Annotated in this window: 20 protein-coding genes and 2 pseudogenes; 3 read left to right on the forward strand and 19 right to left on the reverse strand. The window is 65.7% G+C overall.

All coding sequences use genetic code 11. The features are described from left to right. The coding region (locus WA983_RS03990) for an SCO family protein (RefSeq protein ID WP_424311622.1) at positions 1–251 on the forward strand (251 nt) is incomplete at its 5' end. A gap of 1 nt (position 252) precedes the next feature. Here the strand turns inward: WA983_RS03990 and WA983_RS03995 are convergent. The 5 genes and pseudogenes from WA983_RS03995 to WA983_RS04015 all read right to left on the reverse strand — a co-directional run. Next, entirely contained in the window at positions 253–1,641 is a 1,389-nt protein-coding gene (locus WA983_RS03995) for a dihydrolipoyl dehydrogenase (RefSeq protein ID WP_424311623.1), read from the reverse strand. Between the two features lie 77 nt (positions 1,642–1,718). Next, positions 1,719–1,919, reverse strand: a complete 201-nt coding sequence (locus WA983_RS04000; RefSeq protein ID WP_424311624.1) for a heavy-metal-associated domain-containing protein — start codon at positions 1,917–1,919, stop codon at positions 1,719–1,721. Positions 1,920–1,992: 73 nt separating this feature from the next. Continuing rightward, positions 1,993–2,286 (reverse strand): HigA family addiction module antitoxin, encoded by a 294-nt coding sequence (locus WA983_RS04005; RefSeq protein WP_424311625.1) that lies wholly within the window; start codon positions 2,284–2,286, stop codon positions 1,993–1,995. After that, positions 2,283–2,564: a type II toxin-antitoxin system RelE/ParE family toxin gene (locus WA983_RS04010; RefSeq protein ID WP_424311626.1), complete on the reverse strand. Its 282-nt coding sequence runs from the start codon at positions 2,562–2,564 to the stop codon at positions 2,283–2,285. Before WA983_RS04010 ends, WA983_RS04005 begins: the two co-directional genes overlap by 4 nt. Positions 2,565–2,644: 80 nt before the next feature. Further along, positions 2,645–2,755: pseudogene (locus tag WA983_RS04015) on the reverse strand (VOC family protein); the annotation flags it as partial. A gap of 108 nt (positions 2,756–2,863) precedes the next feature. On the opposite strand from WA983_RS04015, the gene WA983_RS04020 reads away from it, so the two are divergent. After that, positions 2,864–5,134 (forward strand): heavy metal translocating P-type ATPase, encoded by a 2,271-nt coding sequence (locus WA983_RS04020; protein WP_424311627.1) that lies wholly within the window; start codon positions 2,864–2,866, stop codon positions 5,132–5,134. Beyond that, a complete protein-coding gene (gene cueR / locus WA983_RS04025; protein ID WP_424311628.1) occupies positions 5,127–5,606 on the forward strand; it encodes a Cu(I)-responsive transcriptional regulator in 480 nt (159 codons plus the stop codon). Before WA983_RS04020 ends, cueR begins: the two co-directional genes overlap by 8 nt. Here cueR and WA983_RS04030 read toward each other — a convergent pair. The 14 genes and pseudogenes from WA983_RS04030 to WA983_RS04095 form a co-directional block, all read right to left on the reverse strand. Next, a complete protein-coding gene (locus tag WA983_RS04030) occupies positions 5,570–6,148 on the reverse strand; it encodes a nitroreductase family protein (RefSeq protein ID WP_424251350.1) in 579 nt (192 codons plus the stop codon). The two genes, cueR and WA983_RS04030, sit on opposite strands and share 37 nt — an antisense overlap. 46 nt (positions 6,149–6,194) lie before the next feature. Next, entirely contained in the window at positions 6,195–6,923 is a 729-nt protein-coding gene (gene pdxJ, locus WA983_RS04035; protein WP_424251360.1) for a pyridoxine 5'-phosphate synthase, read from the reverse strand. After that, on the reverse strand, positions 6,920–8,356 hold the full coding sequence (locus tag WA983_RS04040; protein ID WP_424251349.1) for an efflux transporter outer membrane subunit: 1,437 nt from the start codon (positions 8,354–8,356) through the stop codon (positions 6,920–6,922). The genes pdxJ and WA983_RS04040 overlap by 4 nt, the downstream gene beginning before the upstream one ends. Beyond that, the gene (locus WA983_RS04045; RefSeq protein ID WP_424251347.1) at positions 8,353–11,526 is read right to left on the reverse strand and encodes a multidrug efflux RND transporter permease subunit; all 3,174 of its coding nucleotides are present in this window, start codon (positions 11,524–11,526) and stop codon (positions 8,353–8,355) included. The genes WA983_RS04040 and WA983_RS04045 overlap by 4 nt, the downstream gene beginning before the upstream one ends. Before the next feature lie 47 nt (positions 11,527–11,573). Next, the gene (locus WA983_RS04050; protein ID WP_424251346.1) at positions 11,574–12,839 is read right to left on the reverse strand and encodes an efflux RND transporter periplasmic adaptor subunit; all 1,266 of its coding nucleotides are present in this window, start codon (positions 12,837–12,839) and stop codon (positions 11,574–11,576) included. A gap of 153 nt (positions 12,840–12,992) precedes the next feature. Then, the gene (locus WA983_RS04055) at positions 12,993–13,541 is read right to left on the reverse strand and encodes a TetR/AcrR family transcriptional regulator (RefSeq protein WP_424311629.1); all 549 of its coding nucleotides are present in this window, start codon (positions 13,539–13,541) and stop codon (positions 12,993–12,995) included. Positions 13,542–13,596: 55 nt separating this feature from the next. Further along, entirely contained in the window at positions 13,597–14,391 is a 795-nt protein-coding gene (locus WA983_RS04060) for an ABC transporter ATP-binding protein (RefSeq protein ID WP_424251343.1), read from the reverse strand. 1 nt (position 14,392) lies between these two features. Then, the gene (locus WA983_RS04065; protein ID WP_424311630.1) at positions 14,393–15,280 is read right to left on the reverse strand and encodes an ABC transporter permease; all 888 of its coding nucleotides are present in this window, start codon (positions 15,278–15,280) and stop codon (positions 14,393–14,395) included. Positions 15,281–15,378: 98 nt separating this feature from the next. Next, on the reverse strand, positions 15,379–16,347 hold the full coding sequence (locus WA983_RS04070) for an ABC transporter substrate binding protein (RefSeq protein WP_424251341.1): 969 nt from the start codon (positions 16,345–16,347) through the stop codon (positions 15,379–15,381). Positions 16,348–16,605: 258 nt separating this feature from the next. Continuing rightward, complete coding sequence (locus WA983_RS04075; RefSeq protein ID WP_424252204.1) at positions 16,606–17,313, reverse strand: phosphoribosylanthranilate isomerase; 708 nt, start codon at positions 17,311–17,313, stop codon at positions 16,606–16,608. Then, a complete protein-coding gene (locus tag WA983_RS04080) occupies positions 17,310–18,977 on the reverse strand; it encodes a TRAP transporter large permease (RefSeq protein ID WP_424311632.1) in 1,668 nt (555 codons plus the stop codon). The genes WA983_RS04075 and WA983_RS04080 overlap by 4 nt, the downstream gene beginning before the upstream one ends. A gap of 2 nt (positions 18,978–18,979) precedes the next feature. After that, entirely contained in the window at positions 18,980–19,588 is a 609-nt protein-coding gene (locus WA983_RS04085; protein ID WP_424250246.1) for a TRAP transporter small permease subunit, read from the reverse strand. A gap of 117 nt (positions 19,589–19,705) precedes the next feature. Next, complete coding sequence (truA, locus tag WA983_RS04090) at positions 19,706–20,506, reverse strand: tRNA pseudouridine(38-40) synthase TruA (protein ID WP_424311633.1); 801 nt, start codon at positions 20,504–20,506, stop codon at positions 19,706–19,708. A gap of 77 nt (positions 20,507–20,583) precedes the next feature. Continuing rightward, positions 20,584–21,463 (reverse strand): annotated as a pseudogene (locus tag WA983_RS04095) (hypothetical protein); the annotation flags it as partial.

The raw sequence follows: 21,463 nt of genomic DNA on the forward strand, positions 1-21,463 counted from the left end.
ACGTGGATCAGTTCGACCCCCATGCCATCGGCCTGACAGGCGACGAGAAGGCCATTGCGGCGCTGGCCCGGCGCTACCGGGTTGCCTACCAGATCGAGCGCCCCGATCCGAAGCACCCGGACGCCCCTTACGAAGTCGCCCACAGCCGCGGCATCTACGCCTTCGATACGAAGGGCAAGGCGGCCTGGCTGGCCTCGGACGTTGAATCCCAGGAAGATCTGCTCGCCGCCCTGAAGCCGATGTTGCGCTGACTCAGCGCGTCGCGTCGCGCAGCGCCGTGCGGATGCCCTCTTCGATGGTCGGGTGATAGAACGGCAGCTTGAGCATGTCCGGCACCGTCAGTGCCATCTGCAGGGCCCAGGCCAGCAGATGGCCGACGTGTTCCGCGTCCGGTCCGATCATTTCAGCACCCAGGAAACGCTGATCGGATTTTCGCATATAGACGTGCAGCAGTCCCTGATTGCGCTGCATCACGCGCGAACGGCCCTGGCGTGCCCAATCGACCGCGCCGATGGCGGTCGCGTCCGGATCGTCCAGCGCCGCGTACCCGCCGCCCACCTGCATGATCTGCGGATCACTGAACACGATCGCCAAAGGCGCACGCCGCGGCAAGGCCTGCACATCGGGCCAGGCAGCGGCATTGCGCCCGGCCCGACGACCATCATCGGACGCCTCGTGCTGGATGGCGTGGCGGCCCGTGACATCGCCCGCCAGGAACACCGGCTGACCATGGACCTGCAGCGTGGCCGGATCAAAGCGGGGCCGGCCACGCTCGTCCAGCGGCATCGTGGTGCGTTCCAGATGCAGCGTTTCCAGCGCCGGGTCGCGACCCGCCGTCAGCAGTACATAGTCAAAGCGCTCCACGGTCTCCGGTCCACCGTCGACCGACCAGCCCACCACGGCCTGATCACCCTCGCGGCGCACCGAGGTGACCTGGGCGTGTTGAACCAGAGACAGTTCCGGCGCCAACAAGTCCACCGCCGTCGCGCGCACCTGGGGATCTGCCAGATGGGCGAAACTGCCGGAACGATTCAACACCCGCACCCGCACACTCAGGCGCGCCAGCGCCAGGCCCAGTTCGACTCCGATCACGCCGGAGCCGACCACCAGCACGCTGCGCGGCAGGTCATGCCAATCAAACACATCGTCGTTGACGATCGCCAGGTTTCCCAAGGGCCGGTACAGTTCCGGCACGTTCGGTCGGGTGCCGGTGGCAAGGATGATGCGTTCTGCGCGGACCTCACGGTCGTCGATGGTCTGCAACACCCCGTCGCGCAGGAACTCCACGGGTGCGTCCAGGCGATGCTCCGGCGGCATGGCCTCGACGTCATCCACCACGAAGCCCACGAAACGATCGCGTTCACGCCGCACACGCTCCATCACGGCGACGCCGTCCACCCGGGGCGGCGCGTCCAGGCGGATGCCGAAACCGTCGGCATGACGCATGTCGGCCGCGGACTGGGCCGCCGCGATCAGCAGTTTGGACGGCATGCAGCCTACCCGCGCGCACATGGTGCCATGCGGTCCGCCTTCGATCAGCAAAGGCTTCAGCCCTGCCTTGAGGACTTCTCGATAGGCCGGCAGGCCGGCCGAACCGGCGCCGATAATGGCCACGTCGCAATCGATGGTGTGTTGATTCATGTTTGACCTGCCTGCTGGGAGAAGTGAAGAGGTACGGCAAGCTCAAAGGCCGGCCCTACGAGGCGCACAACGCTCGATCAGGCTGGCTGGACGTCGTAGCCTTCGTCCTCGATCGCGGCCCGCAGCGCCGCCGCATCCGCCGCCGATTCGATCGTGACACGGTGGGCGGCCAGGTCCGTGTGCACCGAGGCGCCCGGCGCCACGCCCTGCACGGCCTGGGTGATGGTCTGCACGCAATGGTTGCAGGTCATGTCGGCAACGATGAATTCGGTCTTCATGGGAAAAGCTCCTGGAAAAGGGATGGACGGCATCTTAAGCCTTGACATGGGGGGAAGCTCAAGACACCGAAACTCAAGCTACGACCAGTTTCAGCTCGCTTACGCCGTCCAGATCGACGTGCTGACGCGCAACCCACAGATCATGGGCATCCTGCATGGCCAGCCAGCTCTCAGGGCTGCGGCCGATGGCCTTGGACAGTCGCAAAGCCATTTCCGGCGTAACACGGCTGGTTCCCTTGAGAATCCGGCTCAGGGTGGACGCAGCGACGCCGAGCTTGTCGGCAAGCTCCCGGCCACTGATGCCGTTAGGTTCCAGATAAATGCCGGAGATGAACTCGCCGGGGTGCGGGGGATTGTGCATGCTCATGAGTGATAGTCCTCGTAATCCAGGATATAAGCGTTACCGTCCTGGAATTCGAACGTGACGCGCCAGTTGCCGTTGACGGTGATCGACCAGCGTCCCTTCAGGTCGCCCTTCAAGGGATGCAAGCGAAAGCCAGGGATATCCATATCATCGATCGTGCATGCGGTATCGAGGGCGGTCAGCTGAAGCCGCAGGCGTTTCGCATGGCTTGCCTGCACGCCTGATGCGCTGCCTGTCTCGAAGAGCCTGCGCAGCCCTTTATGTCGGAAGGACTTGATCATGACTCAAGCGTACCATGTTGCGCATCACGCAACAATAGCAAAGCGCAAGCCAAACACTAACGCCTGGCCTTGCCACCCACTCAAGCCTCGTCGTAACTCGACACCTCGATCAGGTTTTCATCCGGATCGCGGAAATACACCAAGGTGATCTTGCCCGTCGCGGCCGTGCGCGGCACCGGGCCGTCGAGCACCGTTGGACGAAATGAGCCTGAAGGGAAAGAAGGCCTTGATGACGCGCTTGACCTTCCCATAAGGTCAAGCTTCATCCTACAATCATTCTGATGAACTGGAGTGCTTCCATGTCCGCCCTGCCCGTCCCATCCACTCTCGACCTGGAGGTCGAAGGCATGACCTGCGCTTCCTGCGTGCGCCGGGTCGAAACGGCACTGGCGAAAGTCCCGGGCGTCTCCCAGGCCAGCGTCAATCTGGCCACCCGGCGTGCCCATGTCACCTTGGCGGCCGAAGGTGCCGATCCCCAGGCTCTGGTCGCCGCCATCGAAAAACGCGGCTACCAGGCGCAGGTGATCACATCCGGGAATCCTGCTCCGGCGCACGCCGCCGCCGCCGAGGATGTGGCCGCTGGCCAGCGTTTCTTCCTGGCCCTGATGCTGACTCTGCCCGTCTTTCTGGTCGAGATGGGCGGGCATCTGATCCCTGCCCTGCACCACACGATCCAGTCCCTGATCGACCCGAGCGCACTGGCCTGGATCGAATTCGTGCTTGCCACTGCTGTGCTGGCCGGGCCGGGCCGCGTCTTCTTCATCCGGGGTTTCAAGGCCCTGTGGCATCTGGGACCGGACATGAATACGCTGGTCGCCCTGGGCGCGGGCAGCGCCTGGCTGTATTCCGCGCTGGTCACGATCGCCCCCGCCCTCTTTCCGGCCGAGTCGCGCCATCTGTATTTCGAAGCCGCCGCCGTCGTCGCCACGCTGATCCTGCTGGGCCGCTGGCTGGAAGCGCGCGCCCGGGGCCGGGCCGGCTCCGCCATCCGCCACCTGATCGGCCTGCGGCCGCGCACGGCCTGGACGCGGCGTGGCGACGACTGGGCCGAGCTGCCCATCGACGCACTGGCGGTCGGCGACGAGGTGCGGGTGCGGCCCGGGGAGAAGATCCCGGTCGACGGCACGGTCACCAAGGGTGAATCCTGGGTGGATGAATCCATGATCACGGGCGAACCCATGCCGGTCACGCGCCGCGCAGGCGACCGCCTGATCGGCGGCACGCTGAACACGCGCGGCAGCCTGGTGATGCGCGCCACCCAGGTCGGCGCCGACACGGTGCTGGCCCACATCATCCGTCTGGTCGAGCAGGCCCAGGGGGCCAAACTGCCGATCCAGCGCCTGGTGGACCGCGTCACTGGCTGGTTCGTCCCGGCGGTGATGGGACTGGCCGTACTGGCCTTCATGGGCTGGCTGCTGTGGGGGCCGGAGCCCCGGCTGACGCACGCGCTGATTGCCGGCGTGGCGGTGCTGATCATCGCCTGTCCCTGCGCCATGGGGCTGGCAACACCGATCTCGATCATGGTGGCCACGGGACGCGCGGCCGGCCTGGGCATTGTGTTTCGTCAGGGCGACGCGCTGCAGCGCCTGCGCAGCGCCCGGGTGGTGGCCTTCGACAAGACCGGCACACTGACCCTGGGGCGCCCGGCGCTGACCGACGTCCTGCCCCTGGGCGATCTGGAGCGCACCGCCTTGCTGGCGGCGGTGGCCTCGGTACAAAGCGCGTCGGAACACCCCATCGCCCACGCGCTGCTGGAATCCGCCCAAGCCGAAGGACTGCCCCTGAAGCCGGTGGACCAGTTCGCGGCCCTGACCGGCGCAGGCGTGCAGGGCCGCGTCGAGGCGCACGACTGGCTGCTGGGTAACGAGACCCTGATGCATCAACAGGGTGTGCCGGTCGCCGCCGAGATTGCGACACAGGTGCAGACCCTGGCTGCTCAGGGCAAGACGGCCTTTCTGGCGGCGCGCGATGGCCAGTTGGCGGGTGTGCTGGCGGTGGCCGACACACTGCGGCCCGGTGCCCGCGAGGCCATCGACCATCTGCACGCACTGGGGCTGAAGACGGCGCTCATCACCGGCGATCACGAGGCCGCCGCCCAGGCCGTGGCCGGTGAACTGGGCATCGACATCGTCCATGCCCAGACCCTGCCCGAACACAAGGCGGAACTGTTGCGGGCGCTGCAACGCGACGCCGGTGCCCTGGCCTTCGTGGGTGACGGCATCAATGACGCACCCGCCCTGGCGACCGCCGATGTGGGGATCGCCATCGGCCAGGGCACCGACGTGGCCATCGAATCGGCCGACGTGGTGCTGATGAACGAGGATCTGAACTCGGTCGCGCGCGCCATCGCACTGTCGCGGCTGACGCTGCGCAACATCGTCCAGAACCTGTTCTGGGCTTTCGCCTACAACGTCGCCCTGATCCCGGTGGCGGCCGGGGCGCTGTACCCCTTCACCGGATTGCAGCTCTCGCCCATGCTGGGGGCTGGCGCCATGGCGCTATCCAGCGTCTTCGTCGTCGTCAACGCCCTGCGCCTGAAATGGCTGCCCCTGGAGTCCCGTCATGGCTGAATCCCGTTCGCCCGCAACCGAGGCTCCCGTCCGGGGCCGGCTCACGATCAGTGAAGCCGCCGCGCGCACGGGGCTGAGCGCCAAGATGATCCGCTATTACGAACAAGAGGGCCTGTTCGTTCCCCAGGCTCGCAGCGCCGCCGGCTACCGGCAATACGGCGAAACGGATCTGCACGCGCTGCGTTTCATCCGCAGCGCGAGGGATTTGGGGTTTTCATTGAAGCAGATCGCGGAACTGACCGGCCTGTGGCACGATCGGGCGCGCGCCAGCGCCGAGGTCAAGCGCCTGGCCCTGTCACATATCGACGCGCTGGAAGCCAAGGCTGCCTTGCTGCGCGGCATGGCGGGAACCCTGCGTGAACTGGCGCAACGCTGTCACGGGGATGAGCGGCCGGAATGTCCGATCCTGCAGGGAATCGAAGACGGCGTGCAGGATCAGGCTTCAGCCGGTGCGTGCCATTCCGACACGTAATCCCGCCAGTCCGGCCGCTGAGCCGGATCGGGTGCGTCGATCGGCGTACCGATGGCCAGGTAACCCATGAAGCGCTCGTCCAGGGAATCGAAGCCCAGCGCTTCGCCCACCCCGTCCAGGTAGGTGCCCAGGCCGGTGCTCCAGAAGGCCCCGAAACCCAGCGCATGGGCGGCGTTGAGCATGTTCATGACCGCCGCGCCTACGGCCAGCAGGCTTTCGTGTTCGGGGATGCGACCGGCGGGATCCGGGCGGCAGCCCAGGGCGATCACCAGAGGCACCTTGGACAGCCATTTGCGGGCATTGTCCACCTTGGGCTGCGGCAGCGGCTTGCCTGCGGCAACACCGGCCCGCACCCCCACATCCACCAATGCAGGCACATCGGCGCCGCGCACCAGCACGAAGCGCCAGGGCTTGATGGCGCCATGGTCGGGCGCACGCAAGGCGGCACTCAGGATCAGGTCCAGTTGGTCTTCGGTCGGGCCGGGCGCCTGGACGAACTTGACCGAGCGGCGCTCCAGGACGACATCGAAGAAATCAGACATTGAAAACCTCCAGGCTGCACCTGCGCATGCGCCTTGCAGCGTTGAATTAGGAACAGGACGCCCGGATCATCAGGGCCTTCATGCGCCGGATCGCCGGCTCCCAGCCGTCGAACACGGCCTGGGCCACAATGGCGTGGCCGATATTCAGTTCGGCAATCCCCGGCAGGGCCGCAACGGGCTCGACATTGTCGTAGTGCAGGCCGTGGCCGGCGTTGACTCGCAGGCCTTCACTCACCCCCACGACGACGGCGGCACGCACACGCTCGAGTTGGACCGCCCGCGCTTCGGGATCGGTCGCCTCGGCGTAGGCACCGGTGTGCAATTCAATCACCCGGGCGCCGGTGCGCGCAGCGGCGGCGATCTGATCAGCCTCCGGATCGATGAACAAGGACACACGGATGCCGGCGTCATGCAGTCGCGCCACGGCGGACGCAACCTCGTCATAGCGCCCCAGCACGTTCAGGCCGCCTTCAGTGGTCAGTTCGCGGCGGTTTTCCGGCACCAGGCACACATCCTGAGGCCGGATGTCGCAGGCGATCGCCAGCATCTCCGGCGTGATGGCGCATTCCAGATTCATGCGGGTCCGCAGGGCCGGCCGGATGACACGCACGTCGGCATCCTGGATGTGGCGCCGGTCCTCGCGCAGATGCAGCGTGATCAGATCCGCCCCGGCGTCCTCGGCACGCAACGCAGCCTGCAAGGGATCGGGATAGGTCGTCAGGCGCTGCTGACGCAGCGTGGCGACGTGATCGATGTTGACGCCCAGTTCCATCAGGACGCCTCCGGCAGATCGCTGGCCTCCCAGCCCCCGCCCAGCGCCTTGTACAGTTCCACGCGGTTGAGCAGCGCGTCGGTGCCCAACTGGATGAACTGCTGCTGGACGCCGTACAGGGTGACCTGGGCGGACTGCACCTGCAGGAAGCTGTCCACGCCAGTCTCGTAGCGGACCTGGGACAGGCGCAACGCCCGCAGTGCGGATTCTTCGGTGGCGCGCAAGGCGTCGAGCTGGTTGCTGTAGGTGGCTTCACCCGACAGACCGTCGGCGACTTCGCGGAACGCGGTCTGAATGGCCTTTTCGTAAGCCGACACGGCGATGTTGCTGCGCGCCTTGGCCAGATCCAGATTGCCCTTGACCCCGCCCGAGAACAGCGGCATCTGGATCTGGGGCGAGAACTGCCAGTAGCGGTGGCTGCCGCCGAACAGCGCGCTGAGTTCGGGGCTGGCGAAGCCCAGCAGCCCGGTCAGGGAGATGCGCGGGAAGAAGGCCGCACGAGCGGCACCGATCTGGGCATTGGCCGCCATCAGGTCGTGCTCGGCCCCGACGATGTCGGGCCGGCGTTCCAGCAGTTGCGACGGCAGACCGGCCGGCAGCGACTGCAGCAACTGGTCCCGGCCAAACGGACGAGGCTCCGGCAGGCCATCGGGCACGGGTGTGCCCAGGATCAATTGCAGGGCGTTGCCGGCCTGAGCCATGGCGCGTTCGGTGGCGATGCGGTCGGCGCGCACCGTGTCGTACTGGGACTGGGCCTGCGCCAGATCCAGATCAGAGGCGACGCCCACGTCGAAGCGGGACTGGACCAGATCCAGCGTACCCTTGCGGGCTTCCAGGGTCTTGTCCATCAGTTCGTGCAGCACCTGGGCCGAACGCAGACGGAAATAGGCCTCGGCGGTCTGGGCGACGAGCCCGAGCTGCACAGTGCGACGCGCCTGATCGGTCGACAGATAGGACTGGTAGGCGGCTTCGCTGAGATTGCGCACCCGGCCGAAGAAATCCAGTTCGAAGGCCGTCATGCCCACACCCGCAACGTAGCTGCGATTGACGGATGGGGCGTCGGCGCCGCCGTTACGCATATCCGCCGGTGAGCGGGTGATCTGCCCCGTGCCCTGCGCGCCGATGGTGGGCAGACGGTCGCTCTGGGCGATGCCGAACTGGGCGCGGGCCTCTTCGACCCGGTCCACGGCGATGCGCAGATCGCGGTTGTTCTTCAGCGCCAGTTCGATCAGGGCCTGCAGTCTGGCATCCTGGAAGAAATCCCGCCAGACCGGCAACGCGGCCTGGTCGGCACGGGCGTCCGCCGCCGTGACCGGGAAGCGGTCGGGCACCGGCGCGTCCGGTCGGTGGTAGGTAGGCGCCAGGGAGCAGGCGCCCAGCGCCAGACTCAGCGTGGAGACGGCCAGCGCGCGTGCGGAGAGTCGTCGGGTCATCATGCCTTGTCTCCCGAAGCGGACTCGCTCGCGGCGGGGATGTGCGGTGCCTGGTGGCCCAGCAGTTTCGGTTTGGTCTTGAACAATTTCAGAATCACCACGAAGAAAGTCGGCACAAAGATCACGGCCAGCGGCGTGGCTGCCAGCATCCCGCCCAGCACGCCCAGGCCCACGGCGTTCTGGCTGGCGGCGCCCGCGCCGGTCGCCGTCACCAAAGGCACCACCCCCAGAATGAAGGCGAAGGACGTCATCAGAATCGGGCGGAAGCGCAGCCGCGCGGCCTCGATGGCCGCCTCGGTCAGGCCCGCACCGCTGGCGTACAGGTCTTTGGCGAACTCGACGATCAGGATGGCGTTTTTCGCTGACAAGCCGATCACGGTCACGATCCCGACCATGAAGTACACGTCATTGTCCTTGCCCATCAGACTGCTGAGCAGCACGGCGCCCAGCATGCCCAGGGGCACGGCCAGCATCACCGACAACGGGATGGCCCAGCTTTCGTACAGGGCGGCCAGCACCATGAAGACCACCAGGATCGACAAGGCCATCAAGATCGTGGACTGGCTGCCGGCCTGGATTTCCTGGTAGGACAGGCCGGTCCATTCATAGCCCAGCCCGGGGGGCAATTGGGCGACCAGGCGCTCCATCTCGGCCATGGCCTGGCCGGTGGAATGGCCCGGCGCCGCCGAACCGCCGATCCGGATGGATTCGTAGCCGTTGTAGCGCACGACCTGAACCGGACCCCGGGACCAATCCAGCTTGACGAACGAGGACAGCGGCACCATCTCGCCATTGGCGTTGCGGGCGTTGAGCTTCAGGATGTCCTCCGGCTCCATGCGGGCGCTCTGTTCCGCCTGGACCCAGACGTTCTGCACCCAGCCCTGGTTGGTGAACTTGCCGACATAGGACGAACCGATCGCCGTGGAAATCAGGTTGGCGGCTTCGGAGAAGTCCACGCCCAGGGCGGCAGCCTTGTCACGATCGATGGTCACCTTCAGTTGCTGCCCCGCGCCCAGGCCGGTGATGCGCACCGACTGGCCATTCAGGACAGGGCTTTGCGCGGCGAGCTGCAGCAACTGCTGGGCAGCGGCCTGCAGCGCATCGCTGCCCACACCGCTGCGGTCTTCCAGCCGCAGGTCAAAACCCGAGGCATTGCCCAAGGAGGAAATGGCCGGCGGCGTGATGGAAATCACCATCGAGTCCGGCAGGCCGAACAGCAGCCGACCCATGGCCGTGCCGGAAATCGCCTGCGCCGAATCGCCCGGCCCCTTGCGTTCCGAGAAATCCTTGAGCGGCACGAAGGCGATGGCGGCGTTCAGGCCGTTGCCATTGAAGCTGAAGCCCTGGACGGCGATGATGTTGGCCACCTGAGGCAGCGCCATGAAGTATTTTTCGACTTCCTCGATGACGTCCATCGTGCGGTTGGCCGACGCGCCCGACTGCAGTTCGATGTTGGCGATCACATAGCCCTGGTCTTCCTCGGGCAGGAACGACGTGGGCAGGCGGACGAACAGCCAGCCCATCACGCCCGCCAGCAGGACGAACATCAGCATCATGCGCAGGGTGCGCTTCAGGCTGCCCGTGACCATCCCGGTGTAGCCCCGCGTGGTGCGATCGAAGCTGCGGTTGAACCAGCCGAAGAAACCGCGCTTGCTCTCATGATGCCCCTTGGGGATGGGCTTGAGGATGGTCGCGCACAACGCCGGGGTGAAGCTGAGCGCCAATAAGGCCGAGAACAGGATGGACACCGCCATGGCCACGGAGAACTGGCGGTAGATCACCCCCACGGAACCGGACATGAAGGCCAGCGGCAGGAACACCGTGGTCAGCACCAGCGTGATCCCGACGATGGCGCCGCTGATCTGCGGCATGGCCTTTTTCGTGGCTTCCTTGGGGGACAGGCCTTCTTCGGCCATGATGCGCTCGACGTTTTCCACCACCACGATGGCGTCGTCCACCAGAATCCCGATCGCCAGCACCATGGCGAACATGGTCAGCACGTTGATCGAGAATCCCAGGGCCAGCATCACCGTGAAGGCCCCCATCATCGCCACCGGCACCACCAGCGCGGGAATCAGCGTGTAGCGCACGTTCTGCAGGAACACGAACATCACCACGAACACCAGCACCATGGCCTCGAACAGGGTATGGACCACCTGCTCGATGGACACATCGATGTAGGGCGAGGTGTCGTAGGGAATCTGATAAGTGATGTTGTCGGGGAAGAACGCAGACAACTCGGCCATCTTGGCCTTGGCGAGCTTGGCGGTTTCCAGCGCGTTGGCCGTGGGCGTCAGCGACAGGGCGAAGGCCGCAGTGGCCTTGCCGTTCAAGCGGGCGCCGAACTGGTAGTTGTCCGAACCGAGTTCGACCCGGGCGACGTCACGGATGCGCACGGAGGAGCCATCCTGATTGGCGCGCAGCACGATGTTGCCGAATTCTTCCGGCGTGGTGAGCTGACCGTTGACGGTCAACGGCGCCACCGTGCTTTGCGTGCTCGGACTCGGGGGCGAGCCCAGTTGGCCGCCGGAAATCACCAGATTCTGGGATGCCAGGGCGTTGTTGACCTGGGACATGCTCAGGCCGTAGCCGACCAGCTTCTGCGGGTCGACCCAGACGCGCATGGCACGGTTCGCGGCGAACAACTGAAACTTGCCCACGCCCTTGATCCGCGACATCGGATTCTGGATGTTGCGCGTGATGTAGTCGGCCAGAGCGTACTGGTCGACGGAGCCGTCCTTGGACGACAACGTGACCACCATCAGAAAGCCGGAGTTCGACTGACCGACCTTCAGGCCCTGTTGTGTCACGGCCGCAGGCAGCTTGGCCGTCGCGTTGGACAGGCGGTTCTGCACGTCCACCTGAGCCAGATCGACGTCCATACCCGGCTCGAAGGTGACGGTGATTTCACCCTGGCCGTTGGAATCGCTGACCGACTCGTAGTAGAGCAAGCCTTTGGCCCCGTTCAACTCGTTTTCGATGACGCTGACCACGCTGGTGGAGACCTCGGAGGCGGAGGCGCCCGGGTAGGTGGCGCTGATGGTCACCGTGGGCGGTGCGACATCGGGGTACTGCGACACAGCCATATTGGGAATGGCCAGGATGCCGGCCAGGGCGATGGCCAGCGCCACCACCCAGGCGAAGATTGGTCGTTCGATGAAAAACTGTGGCATGAGAGCTCGCGTGGAATCCGGAGGTGTATCGGACGGCCGTGGCCGGATCAGTGGGCCTGGCCGTCGGCGGGCTTGTCACCCGCGGGCTTGTCACCGGCAGGCTTTTCGGTGCCGGGCTGCCCGCCCTGGGCGGGCGGCTGCGCGCCACCCTGCCCCGCACCGGCCTGGGCCTTCTTCCAGGGCATGGGCTGGACCGGGGCGCCGGGACGGACCTTCTGGAAGCCCTCGACCATCAACTGGTCGCCGGCCTGGATGCCCTGATAGACGACGTAGCCCCCTTGTGCGCGCGGGCCGACCTCGATCGGGGTGAAGACCGCCTTGCCGTCCTTGATCAGGACGACTGTGCTTTTCCCGTCCGAGGTGCGCTGAATGGCCTGCTCGGGCACCACCAGCGCCTGCTGGTCCGTACCCTGCGCGAGACTGACGCGAACGAACAGACCGGGCAGCAGGATCTGTTCCGGATTGGGGAACAAGGCCCGCAGATTCACCTGACCCGTGCCGGGATCGACGGCCACGCCGGAGAACAGCAGCTTGCCGGGATGGCGGTAGGTTGCGCCACCGTCCAGCTTGACTTCGGCCTGGGTATCACCGTTGGCGTCGGGCTTGACGATGCCGTCGGCGATCTGACGGCGCAAGGTCGCGATCTGCGCCACCGGCTGGGTGATGTCGACATAGACCTGATCCAGGCGGTGCACGGTCGCCAGCGAAGTGGCGGACGTGGCGCTGACCAGCGCGCCGACGGTGACCTGGGCCTTGCCGATGGTGCCATCGATGGGCGAGGTCACCTGGGTGTAATCCAGATTGATCTGAGCCGCTTCCAGCGCAGCCTGGGCGGCGGCGACCCCCGCTTCTGCCTGGCGCGACTGGGCGACGGCGTTGTCGTAGTCCTGCTGGCTGACTGCGTGCTGCTTGATGAGCGTGGTGTAGCGCTGTGCCAGCAGACGCGCGGTATGCGCCGAGGCCTGGGCGTTCTTCAGTTGCGCGGCGGCCTGATCGCGGGCAGCCCGGTACGGCGCCGGATCGATGGTGAACAGACGTTGGCCGGCCTTGACCGTACTGCCCTGCTCGAAGTCGACGGACTGGACGATGCCGTTGACCCGGGCGCGAATTTCGGCGTCTTCGATCGCCTGGACTCGGCCGGGCAGTTCCGTGTGGATGACGGTTGCCTGGGGCTGGATCTGGATCACACTGACCGGGACTTTCATGCCCTCCATCCCCTGCTGCGGCTCGCCCGAGCAGGCAGCCAGGGTCAGCAGCGACACCAGCGCCAGGGGCCGCAGGGTCCGCCGGGCAGTCAGTCGATTAAAGGCCATAGGAAAAGCTCCAGAAATAATGTTTTTCGATTGGGTGAAGCGAAAGATGGCCGCCCGGTCTCGAAGGGATGCCGGGATCGCCGGCCCCGAGGGCAAGCCAAAAGTATAAGGGTAAAGTTTGATCGATTGATACGATGCGCGCAGGCCCATGATTCAGGCCCCGTGTGTCGTGAAGCGATCCACCAGGATGCGGACCCGGCGCTCCAGGACGTCCAGGCGGGGCCTGTCCTCGATCTGACCCTCCAGGGCCAGCAGGAACACCAGCGCAACCTCGGGATCGTCGAACACCCGGTTCAGGCATTCCAGCAGACAGTCTCGATGCCGCCCCGCGACTTCCGGACTGAGACCTTGACAGACCTCCAGGAACTCGCTGGACATGGGGGCGGCTTCCATTTCGGACCAGGGCTCCAGCAGCACGCGCTGGCAGACCGCGAACAGGCGTTCACGCACCGATCCGGGCGCCTGCACCACCTCCAGGGCCAGCGGCAGACGCGACAGCATCCAGTCGTCGAAGACCTGCATGAAGAGGTCTTCCTTGTCCTTGAAACTGCGATAAAGCAGTGTGCGGGAAATACCCGCACGCTGAGCGATGTCCCCCAGAGAACTCTTGGAAAAGCCGAAATTCAGAAAGCACCAGCGCGCCGCGTCCAGTATCCTGGCGCGCCGCGCGATCATGGCTTGGGTGCTGAGCTTGGCTGACATCGGCGCATTTTGACAATAAATGCATTTTTTGTCAAAAAGTTTTTTGCCTAGGCAGTTATCCAAGCAATAACGTATCGTCTGCGAGTTCCTCGCCGCGCACTTTCTCGAACATGGCGAGCAGGTCGGTGACCTCCAGCCCCTTGCGGGTGTCGCCCGAAACGTCCAGCACCACCCTGCCCTGGTGCAGCATGACGGTCCGATCGCCCACATCCAGCGCCTGACGCATGCTGTGGGTGACCATCATGGTGGTCAGACCGTGCTCGGCGACGATGCGGGCGGTCAGATCCAGCACGAACTGGGCCGTGCGCGGATCCAGCGCCGCCGTGTGCTCGTCCAGCAGCAGGATGCGCGAGGGCCGCAGGGCCGCCATCAGCAGGCTGACGGCCTGGCGCTGGCCGCCCGACAACAGGCCGATCCGGTCGGTCAGGCGGTTTTCCAGTCCCAGTCCCAGCATGACAAGACGTTCGCGGAACAGCACGCGCATTTCCTCGCGCACGGCCTGGCGCAGGCTGCGGAACTGGCCCCGGCCCAAGGCCAGGGACATGTTTTCTTCGATGGTCAGGTTTTCGCAGGTGCCTGCCATCGGGTCCTGGAAAACGCGTGCAACCTTGCGCGCGCGGTCCCAGACCGGCTGGCGGGTCACATCTTCGCCGTCGATCAGGATGACGCCGCTGTCCACGCCCTGTTCACCGGAAATGGCGTTCAGAAAAGTGGACTTTCCGGCCCCGTTGGAACCGATCACCGTGACGAACTGGCCCGCCGGGATGTCCAGCGACATGCCGCGCAGGGCTTGCGTTTCGATCGGCGTACCGGGATTGAAGGTCAGGTGCAGATTCTGGGCGCTCAGCATGTCAGGCCCTCTTTTTACGGAAACGTTGCTTGGCAAGCGGGATCACCAGGGCGATCGTGACCAGCACGGCCGTGACCAGGTTCAGGTCCTGGGCCTTCAGGCCCACGAAATCCGCATTCAAGGCCAGCGCGATGAAGAAACGATAGAGCACGGCACCGATCACCACCGCCAGCGTCGCCACCATCAGGCGGCGGCTGGGCAGGATGGATTCGCCGATGATGACGGCGGCCAGACCGATGACGATGGTGCCGATGCCCATGGAAATGTCCGCCCCGCCCTGCGACTGGGCGAACAGCGCGCCGGCCAGGCCGCACAGAGCGTTGGAAATCGCCATGCCCAGCAGGATCATATTGCCCGTGCGGATGCCCTGGGAACGCGCCATGCGCGGATTCGAACCGGTCGAGCGCATCGCCAAGCCCACCTGGGTGGCGAAAAACCAGTCCAGCAGCAGCTTGGCACCCACCACCAGCACCAGCAGGATCAGCGGCCGGGCGACGTAGTCCTCAAGCCCTTCGGGCTGCAGCACGGTGAACACGGTGGGGTCGGTGATCAGCGGCACGTTGGGCGCGTCCATGACACGCAGATTGATCGAATACAGGGCGATCATCATCAGGATGCTGGCCAGCAGATCCATGATCTTGAGCCGGACGTTGAGCCAGCCCGTCACCATGCCGGCAAAGCCGGCGGCCAGGGTGGCGATGCCCGTCGCCAGAAAGGGATCCATGCCGTGATGGATCAGGATGGCGGCCGTCGCGCCACCCAGCGGAAAGCTGCCGTCCACCGTCAGGTCGGGGAAGTTCAGCACGCGGAAGGAAATGAGGACGCCCAGCGCGACCAGGCCGAATATCAGCCCGATCTCGAGTGCGCCCCACATGGAATAAATGGACATGGGATGTGAATCTCTGGATGAAGCCTCGCGTCAGGCGCCGCCATGACGACCGGGCCGCCCTCAGGCGGCCCGGCCAGGGACGCAAAACGCGCGTCGCGTTACTTGATGACCTGGGCGGCCGACTTGATCAGGGCGTCGGACAGGGTCACGCCTTGCTGAGCGGCAGCACCGGGATTGACGTAGAGTTCAAGCTTGGAACTGGTCTCGGAAGCAATGGCGCCGGGTTTTTCACCCTTGAGAATGCGCACCGCGAGCTTGCCGGTCTGCACGCCCAGATCGTGGTAGTTCACGCCCAAGGCCGCGATGGCACCGCGCTTGACGCTGTCGGTGTCGGAGGCCACCAGGGGGATCTTGGCGGAATTGCCGACCTTGACCAGGGATTCGTAGGCCGAAACGACGTTGTTGTCGGTGTTCGTATAGATGACGTCGACCTTGCCCACCAGGCTGCGGGCGGCAGCGCCCACATCCACGGTGCGGGCCGCCGTGGCTTCGACCAGGCTCATGCCCGATTGCGGCAGCAGTTCACGCAGGCGTTTCACCACGACCACGGAATTGGCTTCGCCGGGGTTGTAGACCATGCCGACCTTCTTGGCGTCGGGCACGACCTTCTTGATCAGGTCGATCTGCTTTTCCAGCGACAGGGCATCGGACACGCCGGTGACGTTGATGCCCGAGGCTTCCCAGCCCGGCACGAGCTGAGCGGCCACCGGATCGGTCACTGCGGAATAGACCACCGGAATGGTCTTGGTCGCAGCGACCACGGCCTGGGCCGAGGGCGTGGCGATGGCGATGATCACGTCGGGCTTGTCCCCCACGAACTTGCGGGCGATCTGGGCAGCGATGGCGGTATTGCCCTGGGCCGTCTGGAACTGCCACTTCAGACCCTTGGCCTCGGTGTAGCCGGCGGAGGCCAGGGCTTCATGCACGCCGTCCTTCACGGCATCGAGGGCGGGATGCTCGACGATGGAGGTCACCGCCACGGATTGCGCCAGGGCCGGCGCGGCGGCCAGCGCGCCAAGCACGGCAGCGGTGCCCGCGAGGGTACGAAGGACGGGATGCAGATTCATGAACAGCTCCTTTGTAGGGGAAACGCCTGTGGATCGTGTCCGCACCAGGCGATGCGGCGTCCAGTCTACCGGCGGACCCGCGAATTTTCTGCAGGGGATATCCCTGTGACGGCAATAATTGTAGCTTGGAATGCCACCATCCAAAGATAGACGAAATTTAATGCTAAAAAATAATTTCTTATAGTGATTTTATGCCAAATCAATACAAAAGCGGCTTGCACAGGCCCTTTTCCCCCGCCTGCCCTGGCATGAAAATCCCTACCTGCGTGCGAGGTCGGCGGCGCGCACCGCATGCATGAAGGCCTGGATACGATCCGGGTCCTTGATGCCGGGCGCCGATTCCACCCCGCTGCTGACGTCCACGGCGAACGGTGCCAGGGCGGCGATCTGCCCACCGACCGTTTCCGCCTTCAGGCCGCCCGACAGGATCAGGGCCGGTGTCCCGGCACCGCGAGGCACCTCGGCCAGCAGCGAGGTATCAAAACCGCTGCCGCTGCCGCCATAGCCGGCGCTGTAGCTGTCGAACAACCAGCCCGCCGCCCGGCCGTGGGCGGCACACGCCCGGGCCAGTTCGGCCGTCGTTTCCAGCCCCGGCGCCCCAACCCGAAAGGCCTTGACGTGACGGGGCTCGAAACCGGCACAGAAATCGGGGGATTCTTCACCATGGAACTGCAACAGATCCGGGCGCACGGCCTCGATCACCTGGCGCACCATGTGCTCATCAGGATTGACGAACAGGGCCGTGACGCCGACGAAAGCCGGCACCCGGGCGCGCAGGGCGGCGGCCTGCTCCAGCGTCAGGCAGCGGCGGCTGGGCGGATAGAAGACCAGGCCGATGGCATCGGCACCGGCCGCCACGGCCGCGTCCAGGTCCTGCGCGCGGGTCAGTCCGCAGATCTTGACGCGGGTGCGATGCAGCCCGGCAATGGCGTTTCCCGCCGCACCGGCAGTGGCCGGCGCGCTCATTGGAATGCAGCCCCGGCGTCGCCCGCACCATAGCCGTCCTGGCCGTAGGCGCTGTCCTGGCCGAAGGTGACACTGGCTGGATCCACAGTGGGCGCGTCGCTCTTGTAGTGAGTCACCATGCCGGGAAAGGCCAGCACCGCCGCCACCATCAGGATCTGGATGATGATGAAAGGAATCGAGCCCCAGTAGATCTGAGCCGTGGTGACCTTGGCGATCAGCTTGCCGGTCACACGGTCACGGTAGTCTTCCTTGGGTGCGACCGATCGCAGATAGAACAGGGCGAAGCCGAACGGCGGGTGCACGAAGGAGGTCTGCATGTTCACTGCCAGCAGCACGCCGAACCAGATCAGATCGATGCCCATCTTGTCGGCCACGGGCCCCAGCAGCGGCACGATGATGAAGGCCAGCTCGAAGAAGTCCAGGAAAAAGGCCAGGAAGAAGGTCATCAGGCTGACCACGATCAGGAAGCCGATCTCGCCGCCCGGCACGTGCAGCAGCAGTTGCTCGACCCAGATGTCGCCGTTGATCCCCCGGAAGCTGAGGCTGAAGATGGTCGATCCCACCAGGATGAACACCACGAAGCAGGACAAGCGGGCCGTGCTTTCCATGGCCTGGCGCAACTGCTTCATGGAGAAACGGCCGCGCGACACCGCCATGATCAGCGCGCCGATGGCGCCCATCGCGCCGCCCTCGGTCGGCGTGGCCACGCCGATGAAGATGGTGCCCAGCACCAGAAAGATCAGGGCCAGGGGCGGGATCATCACGAACACGACCCGTTCGGCCAGGGGCGACAGCAGCTTCAGACGCAGGAAGCGGTTGACCATCGCCATCGCCAGGGCGGCGGCACCCCAGATCAACAGCACGATGACGACGCGCTCGTCCACAGGCACATCGGTATGGGAACGGAAATAATAATCCGACCCCCAATAGGCGACGGCTGCCGCGATCAGCGTCAGCACGACCAGGGATCGCAGGCCGCGATGCCCGCGCGCATCGACGAAGCCGCGCGCCTCGGGCGGCAGGGCCGGCGCATGACCGGGCCGCACGATGGCCACCAGGAAGATGTACGCCATGTAGGCGCCGGCCAGCAGCAGGCCCGGCAGCATCGCGCCCCGGTACATATCGCCGATGGAGCGCCCGAGCTGGTCAGCCAGGATGATCAGCACCAGCGAGGGCGGGATGATCTGCGACAGGGTGCCGGACGCGGCGATGACGCCGGAGGCCAGGCGCCGGTCGTAGCCATAACGCAGCATGATGGGCAGCGAGATCAGCCCCATGGAGATGACCGAGGCCGATACCACGCCGGTGGTCGCCGCCAGCAGCGCGCCGACGAACACTACCGCGATCGCCAGCCCGCCGCGCAGCGGGCCGAAAAGCTGGCCGACCGTGTCGAGCAGATCCTCGGCCATGCCGGATCGCTCCAGGATCAGGCCCATGAAGGTAAAGAAAGGCACGGCCAGCAGCGTGTCGTTGCCGACGATGCCGAATACCCGCTGAGGCAGCGCCTGGAACAGCAGCGGACTCATCAGATTCAGATCGATGGCCACCAGGCCATAGAGCACGCCCGTGGCGGCCAGGGAAAAGGCGACCGGAAAACCCAGCAGCAGGAACACGATCAGGTTGAAGAACATGATCGGCGCGAGATTGTCGATGAGGAATTCCATGCTCAGCGCCCCTGCCCGGCTTCGAGGTCGGCCTGGCGCTGCGCCAGGATGTCTTCTACCAGTGCTTCTTCGTCACTCTTGCCGCTGGAGACCTGCATCGGATTCGGACACGCGCCGCGCAGAAAACCCACGCACTTGACCAGGTGAGACAGCCCCGCCAGGATCAGCAGCGCGAAACCGACCGGGATCAGGAGTTTGGCCGGCCAGCGGATCAGGCCCTCGGTGTTCGAAGACAGTTCATGCGTGATCCAGGATTCCCAGAAGAACGGAATCGACAGCCAGAACACCAGACAGGCGGCCGGCAGCAGGAAGAACAGCACTCCGAAAATTTCGATGCCGACCTGGACGCGTTCGGGCAGCTTCTGCGACAGCACATCGACTCGCACGTGCTCGTTGCGTAGAAACGTATAGCCCGCAGCCAGCAGGAAAATGGCCCCGAACAAATACCATTGCAATTCCAGCCAGGCGTTGGAGCTGAGGCTGAACAGCTTGCGCATCACGGCATTGCCGGCGCTGACCAGGGCCACCACCAGCACCAGCCAGGTCACGGCTCGGCCAACCAGGGTGTTCAGCCCGTCGATCCATCGGGAGATCGTCAAAAGAGGTTTCATCGTGCTTCCATGAAACAAACGAAGCGGCACGCATGCCGCCATTCATCACTAAATCGGTCAATTCTATACGAAGCGTCCAGCACGGCACCTCGGGAATCGCCCGTAGTCACTCCCGGGTCACACGTCGCCCAAGTGGTGGCGCAGCGCCTCCCAGGCCGTGCGCTGCGGCAGACTCGCGCCCGGATAGTCGGCATGCGCCAGGTACAAGCCATCGGCCATGAAGGTGGGTGCAGCCCGCCGCCGGTCGCGGTCGCGCAGCAGTTCGGCCGCCCATTCGGGTGGACGGCGGCCGCGCCCCACCATCACCAGCACCCCCATCAGATTGCGCACCATATGGTGCAAAAAAGCATTGGCACGGAACTCGAAGACCAGGAAATCACCCGCACGGTGGATCTCCAGCGCCTGCAAGGTGCGTACCGGACTGGCCGCCTGGCATTCGGACGAGCGAAACGCGCTGAAATCGTGCTCGCCCGCCAGCATGGCGGCGGCGGCCCGCATGGCCTCGTCATCGAGCCGCTCGTGTACCCAGCCGACCCGTCCATGCAGAATGGGGGAGCGCACCGGGGCGCTGCGCAGCACGTAGAAATAGGTGCGGGCCCGGGCGTCGAAGCGAGCATGAAAATCGTCGGCTACGGCGCAGGCCCATTGCACGGCCAGGGTCGCGGGCAGCAAGGCATTCAGTCCCCGCACCCAGGACTCGTCGCGCCGGACGGCCTGCGTATCCAGGTGTACGACTTGCTGCAGCGCATGCACGCCGGCATCGGTACGGCCCGCGCAGATCGTGGGCACGGCAGGCGCCGCCAGAAAGCGGCGCAGGGCCGACTCCAGGGTGTCTTGCAGGGTCCGGCCGCCGGGTTGGGTCTGCCAGCCCTGCCAGCCCTGGCCGTCATAGCTCAGCCCGAGCGCGATGCGTCCCATGAAATCAGTGCTGTCCGATGTGGATCATGTGCCATCGGGACGGGCGCGGGCCGTCATGGCCTCCCGCCCGTCTCCGGCTAGTGCTGCTGTGGCGGGCGGGATTCGCCCGGTTCGAGGTTCAGGTCGATGTCCTGAATCCGTTCGCGCACCATGGATTCCGTCACCCGGGGGCTGGCGTCGGCCTCGTCCCGGGCGGCATTGGCCCGACGCAGCAGCCAGGCGATGATGAGCACGATCAGGGCCAGCAGACCCGTCATCACGCCCAGCAGATGATCCTGGAGCCACGAAACCCGGTCCTGTGTGCGCTCGGAAGGCGGCTGCTCGGCAACCCGAGCGGCTGAATCGGCCCCAGCGGCGGCTGGCGAACCGGCCGAACTCGCACTGGAGGCTCTCGAACCCGCGCTGGCAGTCGAGGACGCACCACCGGCAGCCGTCGACCCGGTCCCGGACGCAGCGCCCCCCGCAGCTTGCGAACCAGGGGTGCCAGTGCCGGCCGCACCCGAGCTTGCCGCATTTGCACCCACGGCACCGGAGGTGCCTGCGCCGGAGGCATGCGGCTCGCCGCCTGCCGGGGCCGTCTCGTTGGCCTGGGCGGCGGCCTCCTGGCTGGCCTCGCTGATGGCGCCGGCGATCTGTTGGATCGACTGGCCGATGGCCTCGACCCCCTGCGAGGCCGCACTGCGCGCGGCTTCGCCCTGGGACTGCAGGGCCTGGTTCAGGTTTTTGACGTTGCCCTCGAGTTGATCGACCCGGGACTCGGCATCCTTCAGGGCGTGCCCTCGGGCCGTGCGGGCATCCGCAGCCGCATCGGCGCCCTGCCCCTTGGCCCCGGATTCACTCAGGCGCAGATGATCACCCGCCGCTGCAGCAGGCCGGGCGTTTGCCCGTGAGTCATCCTGCGACACCGTGCCCGTCGCGGCCTGGCCCGCATCCGTGGTGGCGGCCGCCGCGCCGGCC

It is taken from the genome of Castellaniella sp., assembly GCF_049650445.1.
Taxonomy (GTDB): domain Bacteria; phylum Pseudomonadota; class Gammaproteobacteria; order Burkholderiales; family Burkholderiaceae_B; genus Castellaniella.